The sequence below is a fragment of the Citrobacter sp. Cpo015 genome (assembly GCF_030333035.1).
GTDB lineage: Bacteria > Pseudomonadota > Gammaproteobacteria > Enterobacterales > Enterobacteriaceae > Citrobacter > Citrobacter portucalensis.
Genome location: NZ_JAOWGS010000019.1, coordinates 646,293 through 661,363, shown reverse-complemented (window position 1 = coordinate 661,363; position 15,071 = coordinate 646,293). Strand labels below are relative to the sequence as shown.

At 51.3% G+C, this 15,071-nt stretch carries 13 protein-coding genes; 2 read left to right on the top strand and 11 right to left on the bottom strand.

What is annotated here, in order from left to right:
- Position 1 precedes the first annotated feature (1 nt).
- Positions 2 to 1,603, bottom strand: coding sequence for a methyl-accepting chemotaxis protein IV (tap, locus tag OGY67_RS03275; RefSeq protein WP_071446161.1), 1,602 nt, complete (start codon positions 1,601 to 1,603; stop codon positions 2 to 4).
- Between the two features lie 43 nt (positions 1,604 to 1,646).
- Positions 1,647 to 3,302: a methyl-accepting chemotaxis protein II gene (tar, locus tag OGY67_RS03270; protein WP_003833879.1), complete on the bottom strand. Its 1,656-nt coding sequence runs from the start codon at positions 3,300 to 3,302 to the stop codon at positions 1,647 to 1,649.
- Positions 3,303 to 3,708: 406 nt separating this feature from the next.
- Here tar and OGY67_RS03265 point away from each other — a divergent pair, with 406 nt between their 5' ends.
- Positions 3,709 to 4,968: a dicarboxylate/amino acid:cation symporter gene (locus OGY67_RS03265; protein WP_003833882.1), complete on the top strand. Its 1,260-nt coding sequence runs from the start codon at positions 3,709 to 3,711 to the stop codon at positions 4,966 to 4,968.
- 76 nt (positions 4,969 to 5,044) lie between these two features.
- On the opposite strand, the gene cheW is transcribed toward OGY67_RS03265, so the two are convergent.
- From cheW to flhD, 6 genes are all read right to left on the bottom strand, one after another.
- Positions 5,045 to 5,548 carry a chemotaxis protein CheW gene (gene cheW / locus OGY67_RS03260; RefSeq protein ID WP_003034638.1) on the bottom strand — a complete coding sequence of 168 codons (504 nt, stop codon included), beginning with the start codon at positions 5,546 to 5,548 and terminating at the stop codon, positions 5,045 to 5,047.
- A gap of 20 nt (positions 5,549 to 5,568) precedes the next feature.
- Positions 5,569 to 7,605 (bottom strand): chemotaxis protein CheA, encoded by a 2,037-nt coding sequence (gene cheA, locus OGY67_RS03255; RefSeq protein WP_020996632.1) that lies wholly within the window; start codon positions 7,603 to 7,605, stop codon positions 5,569 to 5,571.
- 4 nt (positions 7,606 to 7,609) lie between these two features.
- On the bottom strand, positions 7,610 to 8,539 hold the full coding sequence (motB, locus tag OGY67_RS03250) for a flagellar motor protein MotB (protein ID WP_003034631.1): 930 nt from the start codon (positions 8,537 to 8,539) through the stop codon (positions 7,610 to 7,612).
- A complete protein-coding gene (motA, locus tag OGY67_RS03245) occupies positions 8,536 to 9,423 on the bottom strand; it encodes a flagellar motor stator protein MotA (protein ID WP_003034628.1) in 888 nt (295 codons plus the stop codon). Before motA ends, motB begins: the two co-directional genes overlap by 4 nt.
- A gap of 124 nt (positions 9,424 to 9,547) precedes the next feature.
- Complete coding sequence (flhC, locus tag OGY67_RS03240; RefSeq protein WP_206120863.1) at positions 9,548 to 10,132, bottom strand: flagellar transcriptional regulator FlhC; 585 nt, start codon at positions 10,130 to 10,132, stop codon at positions 9,548 to 9,550.
- Complete coding sequence (flhD, locus tag OGY67_RS03235) at positions 10,129 to 10,470, bottom strand: flagellar transcriptional regulator FlhD (protein WP_003034622.1); 342 nt, start codon at positions 10,468 to 10,470, stop codon at positions 10,129 to 10,131. The genes flhC and flhD overlap by 4 nt, the downstream gene beginning before the upstream one ends.
- Before the next feature lie 793 nt (positions 10,471 to 11,263).
- Between flhD and uspC the strand changes: the two genes are divergently transcribed.
- Entirely contained in the window at positions 11,264 to 11,692 is a 429-nt protein-coding gene (gene uspC, locus OGY67_RS03230) for a universal stress protein UspC (RefSeq protein WP_008785072.1), read from the top strand.
- Between the two features lie 17 nt (positions 11,693 to 11,709).
- Here uspC and otsA read toward each other — a convergent pair whose 3' ends face one another.
- The 3 genes from otsA to araH all read right to left on the bottom strand — a co-directional run bounded on the left by otsA (position 11,710) and on the right by araH (position 15,071).
- A complete protein-coding gene (otsA, locus tag OGY67_RS03225) occupies positions 11,710 to 13,131 on the bottom strand; it encodes an alpha,alpha-trehalose-phosphate synthase (protein ID WP_032943805.1) in 1,422 nt (473 codons plus the stop codon).
- Positions 13,106 to 13,909, bottom strand: a complete 804-nt coding sequence (otsB, locus tag OGY67_RS03220) for a trehalose-phosphatase (RefSeq protein WP_008785074.1) — start codon at positions 13,907 to 13,909, stop codon at positions 13,106 to 13,108. The genes otsA and otsB overlap by 26 nt, the downstream gene beginning before the upstream one ends.
- 175 nt (positions 13,910 to 14,084) lie before the next feature.
- Positions 14,085 to 15,071 (bottom strand): L-arabinose ABC transporter permease AraH, encoded by a 987-nt coding sequence (gene araH / locus OGY67_RS03215; RefSeq protein WP_008785075.1) that lies wholly within the window; start codon positions 15,069 to 15,071, stop codon positions 14,085 to 14,087.

The window sequence follows — 15,071 nt, the reverse complement described above, 5'->3', positions numbered from 1 at the left end:
TTCAGGATACAACGGGCGCAACCTGAGGCTGCGCCAACTCTTGTTTTGCTACGGTTTGCTCTTCAAGTTTAAAAAATGCGACACAAGCAGAAAGATGATCGGCCTGCGTGGCAAGTTGTCCGGCGGCGGATGCGGCTTCTTCCACCAGACCGGCGTTTTGCTGCGTCACGGAGTCCATCTGGCTGACGGCCTGCGCCACCTGCTCAATGCCTCTGCGCTGTTCATCGGATGCCGAGGCAATCTCGCCCATGATGTCGTTAACCCGGGTCACCGAACTGACTATTTCCGTCATAGTGCGCGACGCCATATCCACCAGCTGCGAGCCCTGATGCACCCGGGTGACAGATTCTTCAATCAGTCCCTTAATTTCTTTCGCCGCCTGTGCGCTACGGCTTGCCAGATTGCGCACCTCACCAGCGACGACGGCAAAACCACGCCCTTGCTCCCCCGCCCTGGCGGCCTCTACCGCTGCATTCAACGCCAGGATATTGGTCTGGAAGGCAATGCTGTCAATCACGCCGATGATGTCGCCGATTTTCTGCGAGCTGGCAGAAATCTCATGCATGGTGCTGGCGACCCGGGACGTCTGCTCGCCACCTTTATGCGCTGTGTCTGCCGCACTTTTGGCGATTCCTGACGCCTGGCGCGCATTATCAGCGTTCTGGCCGACGGTGGCGGTCAGTTGCTCCATGCTGGCCGCCGTTTGCGCCAGAGCGGCCGCTTGCTGTTCGGTTCGCGAAGATAAATCGTTATTGCCCATCGCAATTTCTGAAATACCGCTATGCATGGCTGAGCTGCCCTGACGAACGTCACTGACCGTTTCGCGTAACGCCTTTTGCATCTTCTGCAGGCTGGCAAAAATGGCCGAGATCTCATTGCGCCCATAAACCGCTACCGGTCGTGCCAGGTTCCCCGCGGCAATACTGTCGAAATGGCTGCCAATAATCGCCAGCGGCTGAACGATCATCTTGCGCGACCAGAACAGCGCACCGCTGGTGAGCAGTGCCGCCAGTACCACCATGGTGGCGAAAATCACCCCCGACATATGGTAATTACGCTGACTCTGCTCCCCCGCCGTTTGTAACACGCTGTCGATGTTGCTCTGCCACGCATTCACATTCGCATCAAAAGCATCCTGAGCCGCCTGCACCGGCGCGGTCAGAAAATCTGACAACTGATTATTTTCAAGCCAGGTGGCCTGATGCGCGAGAGCGCTGTGCCACTGGCTGAAACTATTCTCCGTTGCGCCAAACAGCGCCTTCCCTTGCTCCGTCGAATCCGACGTCGCCATAAAGCGTTTAAACATCAACTCAGACTGCGCCAGGCTATCGCGCGCGAGGGTCATCAGCGTTTTGATGTCCTCTGGCGGATAGCTCAGGGCGGTCAGCGTCCCTGCCTTATTAAGGGCCGTACTGGCCTGTAATAACACAGCGCGGGTTTGGGCCAGCGCAGCGCGTTGCTGATTACTCCGTTCGACCTGATTCAGGTTCTGAAAACCGTCCCGAAATGCCCAGAAGGACAAGCCATTACTGCCAATCTGCAAAACACCGCAGAGGATTAAAATCAAAAACAGCGTGGTCGAAATTCGAATACGATTAAACATCAACGCTCCCATCGGGCGGCACTGGCCGCGGTTTAACTATCAGTCAAAATGTTTCCCAATTCGTATCTTGTTCAATGCTCTGGCGCGGATAGGATGCGCTCGGGGCTGCTGGTAATCGTGTATCGCGTGGTTTTGTCGAGGCCGGACGTGACGCAAGACGGAAAGTCGATACCGACTGCGTTAAGCGACTGGCCTGTTCTTCAAGAGCGGCCGCTGCGGCAGCTGACTCCTGTACCAAAGAGGCGTTCTGCTGCGTAACGCGATCCATTTCAGAGACCGCGAGCGCAACCTGATCAATCCCCCGGCTTTGCTCGTCAGATGCCGAGGCAATCTCGCCCATAATGTCTGTCACCCGCGTCACGGCATTGACGATATCGTTCATTGTTTCGCCGGCGCTTTCTACCAGTACGGAACCGGTATCAACCCGGGAAACGGAATCTTCAATCAATGCCTTAATCTCTTTCGCCGCCTGCGCACTGCGACTTGCCAGATTACGCACTTCACCCGCTACCACGGCAAAGCCGCGGCCTTGCTCACCGGCACGTGCTGCTTCAACTGCCGCGTTCAGTGCGAGAATATTGGTCTGAAAGGCAATGCCATCGATGACGCTGATGATGTCGGCGATTTTCTTCGAGCTATCGGCGATTTCGTGCATGGTGTTCACCACGCTATCAACCACTTTGCCGCCATGCTGCGCGGTATCGGACGCGCTTTTCGCCAGTTGCGAGGCCTGACGCGCGTTGTCCGCGTTTTGCTTCACGGTTGCGGTCAGCTGTTCCATGCTGGCTGCGGTCTCTTCCAGTGCAGACGCCTGCTGTTCCGTACGAGATGAAAGGTCAGTGTTTCCGCTGGCAATTTCGCTGGTACCGGAATAAATCGCATCAGAGCCTTCACGCACCAGAGTGACGGTTTCCGTCAGCGAGCGCTGCATATGATCAACCGTACTGGCCAGCTCGCCGATTTCGTTACGGCCACTTACGGCGAGAGTTGCGGTCAGGTTACCGCTGGCGATTTCCCGGATATGGGCAATGACACGGGACAGAGGATTAAGCAAGGTATGACGGATGCCATACCAGACCACCACCAGAATCAGCACCAGCACCACGGCCAGCACGCCAAGCTGCCATTGGGCGAAATGGTAATCCCGCGCGCTTTGATCAAATGCCTGGACGTAAAGCTTTTCGCTAACGCTGGCGTACTTGCCCAGCGCCTCGCCGAGCGCGTTTTGCATTCCCTGCGTAGGCTGCGCGAAGTAGGCGTCCATATTGCCGCTTTCCAGAAACTGAACCAGTTCTGCCAGGGCCGCATGGTACTGCTGATATTTTTCCTCAACGTTGCCGCTGGCTTCTGCCATTTCCGGCAACGGTGTGATGTTTTTAAATTTTGCGTAATGCGTTTCAGCCTGCGCCAGCGATGCTTTCGCATTCTTCAGCAGATCGTTTTTGGCGCTGCTTTGCTGGTTAGATGCATCCATCATCATGCGCGCAGAAGAACGGCTTAAATTGATTCGTGTCTGCAGCATCAGATCCCATGTTGAGGTGAGTTCACTTTGCTGCTGTCGAAGATCGTTAGAAATAACAAAACTTTGCTGATTCTGCTGCAATGAAGAAAACAACAGACCACCGGAAACAAGCTGTAGCAGTGCGAAAACCCCCAGCACCATCATCAGCATTGTGACAACGCGGATACGGTTAAACATAAGGCACCTTCCTGAAAACGAGTTATCAACGTTATCGGCACTCGCTGAGATAACTTTACGTTTGCGAAAAGGAAATCCTGAAGGGATGTGAAGCCTGGCGAGGGGAAGATAAAACGGGTGTGCAGCAACCACAAATCATTCACATAAAAACACCATAATTATCATGTAAATAACATTTATTTTCATCGGTGAGCACGGTCAGAATGGCCGAAATACGCATTTTTATGTGATTGAGATCACACATACGCATCGTAAATACCACAACAAAATGGATAAAAAATTAAAAAAAGTTGTATCCGTTTACGCTTTAATCCAATTTATATGATGAATATCTCGTTACCACTTAATAAGTATAAAAAATGAGTAACCGATCAATAAATGTTAAATCCTTACTGAGGGCTTTTTAGTGGCAAATGCAAACAAACTCACGTTGTTTATCGTGATCTTCATGCTGGCGGGGATCCTGTCGGGTGCGGTGATCCACTCTTATGCCTCCCCCGGCGTTGTGACCGCCTGGGCCGATAACATTACGCTTCTTACCGACATCTTTTTACGCCTGATTAAAATGGTGATCGCGCCTTTAGTATTCAGCACCCTGACCGTTGGTATTATGCGCCTGGGAGAAACGTCCACCATCGGTCGCGTGGGCGGCAAAGCGATGATCTGGTTTATCAGCTCTTCTATATTGTCTATCCTAGTCGGTCTGTTTGTGGTTTCCCTTGAGCAACCCGGCAGCGGGCTGAACCTGGCGATCCCGCTGGAAGCCACCGACACCGGCCTGGCCGTAGGCGGCATGAGCCTGAAAGGTTTTCTGACGCATACCATTCCAACCAGCATCGCTGAAGCGATGGCTAACAATGAGATCCTGCAAATTGTGGTGTTCTCAATGTTCTTCGGTATTGGTGGCGCATCCCTTGGTGAGAAATTCAACGCCCCACTGGTTGCGGCGCTGGATGTGGTTTCCCATATTATGCTCAAAGTGACCGGCTACGTGATGTACGTTGCACCGCTGGCTATTTTTGCCGCCATCTCTTCCGTCATCTCCACCCAGGGGCTGGGGATCCTGCTTAACTATGCGTCGTTTATCGGCGGCTACTATGTGGCGATTTTGCTGACCTGCCTGGTTCTGCTGGCTGTGGGTTATGTCATGCTGAAAAAAGAGGTATTTCGCCTGGTGAGCATGCTGAAAGACCCGGTTTTGGTCGCATTCACCACCAGCAGCTCTGAGGCCGCTTATCCGAAAACGCTGGAGCAATTAACTAAATTTGGCTGCTCACCCAACATCGTGTCATTCGTGCTGCCTATCGGTTATTCGTTTAACCTGGTCGGTTCCATGGTCTATTGTTCATTTGCCTCCATGTTTATCGCGCAGGCCTATAACATCCACCTCTCCTTCGCAGAAATCACCGTCCTGATGCTGACGCTGATGCTGGCGTCCAAAGGGATTGCCGGTGTGCCGCGTTCAGCACTGGTAGTGCTGGCTGCAACCATCCCGAGCTTTAACATTCCGGTCGCCGGGATCCTGTTACTGATGGGAATTGACCACTTCCTAGATATGGGACGTTCAGCAATCAACGTATTAGGTAACGGGATTGCAACGGCGATGCTGGCGCAGGATGAAGGTTTACTGGAAGAAGAACCGGAGCTGGTTGAGCGGGAAGCGTAAGAGGGAAATCTGCCGGATGCGCTACGCTAATCCGGCCTGCAACAGCAATCATTGTAGGCCGGATGAGTTATGGCGATTATGCGACGTGGGAAGCGGCAATATCCAGCAGCGCCATTTCTTCGCTGTTCAGCAGTTTCTCAATGTTGACCAGAATCAGCATCCGGTCACCCAGCGCACCCAATCCCGTCAAATATTCCGTCGACAGCGTGACCGCAAACTCCGGTGCCGGACGGATTTGATCCGTTGTCAGCGACAGCACATCCGAGACGCCATCTACCACAATTCCAACCACCCGCTGACCCAGATTAAGCACAATCACCACGGTGTTTTCGTTGTAATCCACATCGCTCTGGCTAAATTTCACGCGCAGGTCGACGATAGGCACAATCACACCACGTAGGTTTGTGACGCCTTTGATAAACGCAGGCGTGTTAGCGATGCGCGTCACCTGATCATAACCACGGATTTCCTGCACTTTCAGGATATCGATACCGTACTCTTCATCCCCCAGCGTAAACACGAGGAATTCCTGACCTGACGGTTCGCCGGCCAGTTTAGTTACATTACTCATACCGGTCATATTATTCCCTTCTCACTCAATCAGGCGGCTGTGATCGCCACACGTTGTTCGCGGTTTAACCCCTGCAATGCAGAGACATCGACAATCAGCGCGACGCTGCCGTCGCCGAGGATCGTTGCAGCAGAAATACCTGGCACTTTGCGGTAGTTGCTTTCCAGGTTTTTGACCACTACCTGGTGTTGGCCAATTAACTGATCGACCAGCAGCGCATAGCGACGCCCTGCACTTTGTAAAATGACCACAATGCCCTGAGTCGCTTCAGTTTTAGCGCCTTCAACCTCAAAGACTTTCCACAACTCAACCAGTGGTAAATATTCGCCACGCACTTCCAGAACGCGCTCTCCTCCGGCCAGCGGATGGAGATCTTCTTCGCGCGGTTGCAGCGATTCCATAACGGCATTCAGTGGCAGAATGAAGACCTCATCGGCCACACGCACGGACATCCCGTCGAGGATCGCCAGCGTCAGCGGCAGCAGAATGCGAATAGTGGTCCCCTGTCCCTGTTTAGACTGGATCTCAACATGGCCGCCCATCTCCTGGATATTTCGCTTCACCACATCCATACCCACGCCGCGTCCGGAAACATCCGTCACCTGTTCGGCGGTCGAAAAGCCTGGAGCGAAGATCAACATACCCACTTCGTCATCACTCATGTTTTCGTGGATCGGCATGCCCTGAGAGACAGCTTTAGCCAGGATACGTTCGCGGTTCAGGCCAGCGCCATCATCGGTCACTTCAATACAAATATTCCCGCCCTGATGCTCTGCGGAAAGCGTCAGATTGCCGATTGGGCTTTTGCCGGATTCAAGGCGTTTTTCCGGCAATTCGATACCATGGTCGAGGCTGTTACGCACCAGGTGCGTCAACGGATCGATGATGCGTTCAATCAGGCTCTTATCGAGTTCGGTTGAACTACCTACCTGCGTCAGCTCAACCTGTTTACCCAGCTTACCGGCCAGATCGCGCACCAGACGAGGGAAACGGCTGAACACGTACTCCATTGGCATCATACGAATCGACATCACCGACTCTTGCAAATCTCGGGCGTTACGTTGTAACTGACCCATACTGGTGATGAGATCGCCATGATTGACAGGATCCAGTTCGTTAGAGCGCTGGGCCAGCATCGACTGGGTGATCACCAACTCGCCAACCAGGTTAATAAGCTGATCAACCTTTTCTACCGCTACGCGGATACTGGTCGACTCGCTGGCGCGGGCGGGTTTTTCACGTTCCGCGCGGCTATGTGGTGCTTCACTGGCGGTAGCTTTCACCGCAGGTGCCACAGCAACCGGCTGCGGCTTAGTGACAACAGCCACCTCTTCAGCTTCAGCTGCCACAGGCGCTGCGCTGACGGTTTCGAATTCAATTTGGTCCGCTTCAATGACAAAGCAAAGCACCGCGATGATGTCATCTTCTGCGAGGTTGCCATCAAGCGTTGCTGATAACGTGTCGCTTCCTTTTACCACATCGGTTAAGGTCGCCAGATTCCCCAGTTCCTCTTCCAGTAAATCCACTTCGCTGGCTTTCAGGCGCGAGAGAGTAATGCGTTTTTTGCTCTCTTCACTGGCGGGTTCAGGCTTTGCAACCGCCTCTTCCTGCATCGCGGCGCTGTCAACAACGCTAAGTTTTGCTGAGTTGACAACTGCCGGTGCGGTTTCACCTTTCGCTTCGAGCGCTAACTGCCGTAACGCCTGGCAGATGTACTCAAAACTGTCGGCATCAGGCTCCACTGAGCTTTTATAGGCGTCGAGCTGTTCCTGCATAATATCTTTCGTTTCCAAAAACAGGTTGATAATGTCGGCATTGAGCTGCATCTCGCCACGCCGCGCTTCATCCAGCAGGTTTTCCATCAGATGGGTCGTTTCCTGCAAAATGGTAAAGCCGAAGGTGCCCGCCCCGCCTTTAATCGAGTGCGCTGCACGAAAAATGGCATTCAGCTGTTCGGAATCCGGGGCTTCAGGAACCAAATCAAGCAGGTGTTGCTCCATATCAGCCAACAGTTCGTCAGCTTCATCAAAAAATGTCTGATAAAAATCGCTAATATCCATGCTCACGCTATCACCTCGGATTGGCTGGTGGCGATGTGGGAACGCTTACCGGCGGGAGTTCCGCTGGCCGTTGTAAGACACTTACCGGCTCATTCTGGCTTTCAGCGTTTTCATGCAAAATGGCCTCTTCTGCCTGCTTATTGAGAACCAGCAGGCTAATACGGCGGTTGATAGCGTCTTCAGGACCGCGATCGCTCAGACGCATCGTGGCGGCCATACCTACCACACGTAATACTTTTCCATCATCCAGACCGCCGCTAACCAGCTCGCGACGCGATGCATTTGCGCGATCGGCAGACAATTCCCAGTTGCTGTACCCTTTCTCACCATTCGCGTAAGGGTAATCATCCGTGTGACCGGAAAGGCTGATCCGGTTAGGGATCCCGTTGAGCACTGGAGCAATCGCGCGCAGGATATCGCGCATGTAGGGCTCAACTTCAGCGCTACCGGTCTTAAACATCGGTCGATTCTGACTGTCGATAATCTGTATCCGCAGCCCTTCCTGAACCAAATCAATCTTTAAATGCGGACGCAGCGCTCGCAGTTTGGGATCGGATTCAATCAGTTGATCGAGATCGCCGCGAAGTTTGCTCAAGCGGCTCTGTTCCATACGTTTTCTCAGGTCATCAATATTCGGCTGCTTGTTCACCTCGCCCTGCTGCTGGGTGTAATCATCCCCGCCGCCTGGAATCGGGCTTTGGCTATTCGAAATACGATTTCCCCCGGTCACTGCGGTGGCCAACGGTGTACGGAAATATTCGGCAATCTGGATCAATTCTTTAGGGCTGGAAATAGAAATGAGCCACATCACCAGAAAGAAGGCCATCATTGCGGTCATAAAATCGGCGTAGGCGATTTTCCACGAGCCGTGCGCCCCACCACCGTGATTCTTATGTTTGCGTCGCTTTACAACGATAATGGGATGGGCCTGATTTTTCATGCGTCCTCGGTCGTCTGTTGCGCAGTTGGATTTCTCACCGCACGAACATGTTCTTCCAGTTCGATAAACGAAGGACGTTCGCTGGAGTACAGTGTCTTACGACCAAATTCAACGGCAATCGGCGGCGCGTAACCATTCAGATTGGAGAGCAGCGTTATCTTCACGCACTGCATCATTTTGGTTGTTTCAGCGCTTTTCTGTCGCAGAACGCTGGCAAGCGGAGAAATAAATCCATAGGCCAGCAAAATACCGAGGAATGTTCCCACCATCGCATGCGCAATCAACGCACCCAGCTCTGCTGCCGGGCGATCGGCAGAAGCCAGCGCATGCACAACACCCATAACGGCCGCGACGATCCCGAATGCCGGTAGCGAGTCGCCAACCATCGCCAGGCTATTCGCCGGAACTTCGGCTTCGCTCTCATGAGTCTCAATTTCTTCGTCCATCAGCGCTTCAATCTCAAACGTATTCATGTTGCCGCTGATGATCAGTCGCAGATAATCGACAATAAAATCAAGCATTACCGCATCCGCAAGAATGCGCGGATAGCTGGCGAAGATTTCACTTTCTTTTGGGTTTTCGATGTCGCGCTCAAGCGAGAACATGCCCTGTTGACGTGACTTGGCCATCAGGCGATACAAGAGCGCCAGCAGATCCATATACATCGCTTTGGTGTATTTCGAACGACGGAAAAGCAACGGGATCGCTTTCATCGTCCCTTTGATGGCTTTCCCGTTATTGCCGACGATGAATGCCCCAATACCCGCACCACCGATAATCACCAGCTCAGCCGGTTGATAGAGTGCCCCAAGGTGTCCGCCGGTCATCATGTAACCGCCGAAAACTGTACCAATAACAACCAGGTAACCTAATAAGATAAGCACGACATCATCCTTTCGCAATTGACTATGACAGGATGCGCAGTCGGGCAATTAACGTAAGGTCAGGACAAAAAAAAGCAGCGGTAATCGCTTACCGCTGCTGGAGTGTTCATCCACACCGTATCAGTTAAACAGCCTGTTCGATCTGTTCATCCAGCAGTTGTGGAATAATATCGGCAGCATTCTGGGAAAGTTTACGTCTTTTTACGGCCCGTGATGGCGGTTGGCATAAACTACAGGCAAAGCTGCCTGCGGGTTGGTGTGCGTGGGTGATAAAATTCCCACCGCAGCAATTGCATTGGGACAACTCCAGCAATCCGCTGTCGACAAATCGCACCAGCGTCCACGCGCGGGTTAACGCCAACAATGGCCCTTCTTCAGACTGCGGACACTGCTCAAGATATAACCGATACGCCTTGATCACGGCATCCACGCCGCTACAGAGACCCGTTTTGAGCAGGAATTGCCATGCATTGCAAAACATCGACGCATGAATATTTTGTTCCCACGTCATAAACCAGTCGGTGGAAAACGGGAGCATCCCTTTTGGCGGAGGACTACCGCGTAATTCTTTGTACAGCTTGATTAATCGACCACGGCTTAATTGCGTTTCGCTTTCCAGCATTTGCAAACGGGCGCCCAATGTGATTAATTCCATTGCTAACTGGATATCACGCGCTTCCTGAACAATGCTTTTTTCGCTCATCATCAAGCCCTTTTCTTACGTGCTGCATCATCGATGTCGCTTAACAGGCGTGTTGAAAGCATGATACCAGTATGAATTTGCTGAAGATCGTCAACGCGGGAGTCTTGCGTCAGGCGAGTAACAGTCTGGTGATCGTCGAAACGGAAATGACATACCAGTTGGTTTGTTTCGGCCAGTTTGACCATTTGAGGAAGTGTTAATGTTGCCAACGTGTCCGCCATTTCCTCGCTGATACCAAGGCGAAACATCGCAGATGCTTTGTCCTGAACGATCAAACGCTGTGCAAGCAATAAATATGACAAATTGATGTCATAGATGTGTTTCAGCAACTCGGATGTATGCATTATTTGCATCCATAATAACCAACATTGTTTTCATGCGGTAAAACCGCACCCCGTGATGTCGCCGGGAAGGCCCGGTAAAAAAAAGCAAAAGGTCAAATACATAGCAGCGTGACGACACTTACGCGTTGTCTAAACATTCCCTTTTAAGAAGGCAGCGTCCCTTACAAGCTCACATCAATTCTTACAAATGTCTAAGATTTTTCCTAATTCGACGCAACTCTACCCGCCGTCAGTTACACATACAACGGAGGTATGCTGCGAATTTAAAGAATATGTGATCAAGATCACATAAACCAGCCAAACACTTAACATAAATCCATCAGCGCAGCTTTTACTTTGCTTATTTTTTAATCCGCAATCATCTATTTCAATTCCTGATGTACGAATATTCTTGCAATAAAACCGAATAGTATTTTGTTCACATCCGTTAATATCACGCCGTGAAATAGCGAGCTGGATCACATATTTAACTCAAAAAACTTTTTTAATTAAATTCTTTAGAAACAATAAGTTAAATATTTAGAGTGATTAATTAATACCGCGATGTGACGACCTTGCAAATGTTAATATATGTTTAATTTTTATTAACACATTGTTTTCATTAGCAGTGGGTTTCACTTAAGTAACCTGAACATATCTGCAACTAATATGAATAGATTATTCTATTTATAAGAATAATTAATGAATAATCATGATGACATTCACACTATCGAGGCGGGAAACGTTGCAGTATGGGGTAAGCTGAGTAAAGCTGAAAAGCCCTCTCATAATTCTTGAAAAAAAGGAGCGAGTTATGAGCTATTCGCACATTCTTGTTGCTGTTGCCGCCACCCCTGAAAGTCAGCAGTTGTTAGACAAGGCGGTTTCTATCGCTCGCCCTGTCAACGCCCGAATTAGCCTGATTACACTGGTCTCAGACCCCGAACTGTATAACCAGTTTGCTGCCCCCATGCTGGAAGACCTGCGTGAAGTGATGCAAGAAGAGACTCAGGATTTTATCGACAAACTTAGCAAAGAAGCAGAATACCCCATTGAACATACCTTTATTACCTATGGGGCTCTGAATGAACATATCCTGGATGTATGCCGCAAACACGCCGTTGATCTGGTCATTTACGGCAACCATAACCACAGTTTTTTTTCGCGCGCATCCTGTTCAGCGAAAAGCGTGATTCATACCAGCCAGGTGGACGTTCTTCTGGTTCCGCTAGCTGGAGATTAATCCACAGTGCCACGACTTCATGCGAGTTTAGAACAGGAAGAGATATTGTCTGGCAGTTGGCATTGACTCCGACGCGGCGTGACCGTTTTAAGATCGCAAATGAACGTCGCCTGCCAGTTGTCGATATCGTTTTTAACGATAGTCTCAAGCATTTCAGCGTGGCGCGAGATACGTTCGGTAAGTGGCATCGTCAGCGCCTGGTTTAATGCGCCTGCCACTTCATCCCGGTCATAAGGATTAACAATAAGGGCGGAGGTTAGCTCGTTCGCCGCCCCGGCAAATTGCGATAAAACCAGCACGCCAGGGTTAGCAGGATCCTGTGCGGCCACAAACTCTTTCGCCACCAGGTTCATACCATCGCGCAACGGGGTCACCAACCCTACATCAGAGTAGCGGAAGATCTTCATCAGCAATTTACGATCAAAATACTGGTTCAGATAGTAAAGCGGCGTCCAGCCCAGTTGCCCATATTTGCCGTTGATTCGCCCTGCCTCTGTTTCCAGTTGGTGGCGAATATCCTGATAGGCCTGCACCTCTTCACGCGAGGTCGGTGCTATCTGCGTATAGCGAATTTTACCGTGGTGCTGCGGATAATGTTCCAGTAAGGCCTCATAGGCCTGAAAGCGCTCCGGCAAGCCTTTGGAGTAATCCAGACGCTCCACGGAGAAAATATTCTGCACATTTTTAAGCTCCGCTTTTAGCTGTGCCAGTTTTGGCGGCAGCGGACCGGACGCCTGTCGTGCAATCTCATCCGGTTCAATACCGATGGGATAAACCTGAGTACGAAACGCTTTTCCCCATGCCAGGTGCTGCTTATCTTTATGCGTGGTCACCCGAGTCTGGGCTGCGAGACAGTCCAGAAAAGCCTGGCGATCGTTTTCGGTCTGGAAACCAAGCAAATCAAAATCACACATTTGCTCAAGTAGCGCCAGATGCGGCGGGAGCGCATTAAAAATTTCCGGCGTCGGAAAAGGAATATGCAGGAAAAAACCGATGCGATTACGCACGCCACGCTTACGTAACTCGCAGGCAAACGGCAACAGATGGTAATCATGAACCCAAATAATGTCGTCATCGCCAAGCAACGGCAGAAGTTTATCTACCAGTAAGGCATTAACCCGTTGGTAGCCTTCCCAGGCAGAGCGCTGAAACTGAACTAAATCCAGTCGATAGTGAAACGCGGGCCATAAAACCGCATTTGAAAACTGGCAGTAATACTCTTCGTAATCTTGCTCACTCAAATTAAACGAGGCCCAGGTGATATTGCCACGGGTGACCTTTTTTAACGGTTTATCCTCATTACCTGTATCACCACTCCAGCCAAACCATAAACCACCAGCAGCTTTTAACGCGCCCAGTACACCGACCGCGAGCCCACCCGCGCTCCCTTTGTCATCTGGTGAGGCGATACGATTAGATACTACGACTAAACGACTCATAGCCACCTCTTCTGTTATTCGTTGCTTTCGGTTCTTGCTGCGAAGAGTTATTTTTCTCCAGCCAGTGCCAGACATCCCTGACACCATCCAGACGCCATGTTGCCTGCGTCGGCCCGCTCCCTACCTTTACAGAAATACCGCCAGCGCGGTTAACTACAGCAAACCCTGTTTCATCTGTCAGATCATCACCGAAAAACACAGGGATCCGGCCAGCAAAAGGCGCTTCCTGCATAAATGCAGCTATCGCGTCGCCTTTATTACTGCCCTTAGGCTTTATTTCCACGACACATTTTCCGTGCTGCAGAGCAAGCTGCGGCCATTTGCGCGTGATGCGTTCAGCCAGGGTAACCAGCGCCGCTTCGTGTTCGGGTGCCTGGCGATAATGCAACGCGAAGGCCATGCCTTTGGTTTCAAGTGTTGCCCCCGGTAACATCACCAACGCTGCGTGTAATAACGCCCCGGCTTCACGTTCGATACCTTCAGGCAGGTTTACTATGTGCGTTTGACCATTGATGTCACGGCGTTCTGCCCCATGTACTCCGGCAAGCGGAAAACGAAACGGAGTAGTGAGTGCGTCAAGCTCAACCATTGAGCGCCCTGAAATCAATGCCAGCGCATCCGCATTCTGCGTCGCTAACTGATGTAGACATTGCAGGATTGTCTTAGGGACAACGACCTGGTCGGGAAAAGGTTTAATCTCAGCAAGTGTCCCATCGAGATCAAAAAAGTAAGCACAGTTTGCAGATTGTTCAGGGGGTAAAGTCAGTGATGCTGTCACCCGGTTATCCTCCTCATCATGGTCAGAACGCCACGCGGATCGCGGCGTATAGATGATGTATGACGGATATAAGTATAGACAGTGTGACCATGCTCGCCATTTGAAAAAACAATCGCCAGCCGGGTAGCGGCTGGCGACGGGCAGAAGCTAGACTAAAAAGTTGGGGTTTAAATCATCAAACGGTACGCTTCGCTTTTTGCTTATAACGGTCGAAGATCACCGCCGCCAGCAGGATGAGGCCACGAACCACATACTGCGCGAACGGAGAGATATTCAGCAGGTTCATCGCATTCTCAACCGTCCCCAGGATCAAGACCCCGGCCACCACATATGAGATTTTTCCGATGCCGCCTTTAAGCGAAACGCCCCCTAACACGCAGGCTGAAATCACGATCAACTCATAACCGATTGAGGTCATTGGCTGGCCGCTGGTCATACGCGATGCTAGGATAATCCCGGCAATGGCGGATACCAGACCGGAAAGAATAAAGATAATAATCTTGGTACGAACAACCGGAACCCCAGCCAGGCGCGCCGCCTCTTCATTGCCCCCAATGGCCAGCGTATTACGCCCAAACGTGGTTTTGTTCAGCAGTAAGCCAAAGACAATGAAACAAACGACCGTGATCCAAATAGGCGCCGGCAGACCAAACCAGTTAGCATAGCCGAGTGTGAAGAAACGCTCGTCTTCAATCCCGACTGCCTTACCGTCGGAGATAATATAGGCCAGACCACGTACAATCTGCATTGTCGCAAGAGTAGTGATCAGGGCGTTAATTTTTAACCGCGCAATCACGAACCCATTCACCAGACCACACAGAATACCGAGCAACAGCCCGGCAGCCACACCAATCCACAGACTTTCGGTCATGTTAATGACTACGGCAGTGGTAACACCAGCACAGGCAATTACAGACGCGACAGACAGGTCGAAATCACCGGATGCCAGGCAAAACAGCATCCCGCAGGCAACCATACCCGACATTGATACCGCCAGCCCTAACCCCTTCATGTTGATGAAAGTCGCAAAGTTTGGCACAAAGAGGGAACAAACTAGGAACAGCACGGCGAACACCACCAGCATGCCGTATTGGTCCCAAATGCGGCCCAGATTTAGCGCCGACTTCGTTGCGCCAGAACCCGATGTAGAAACGGAAGACAT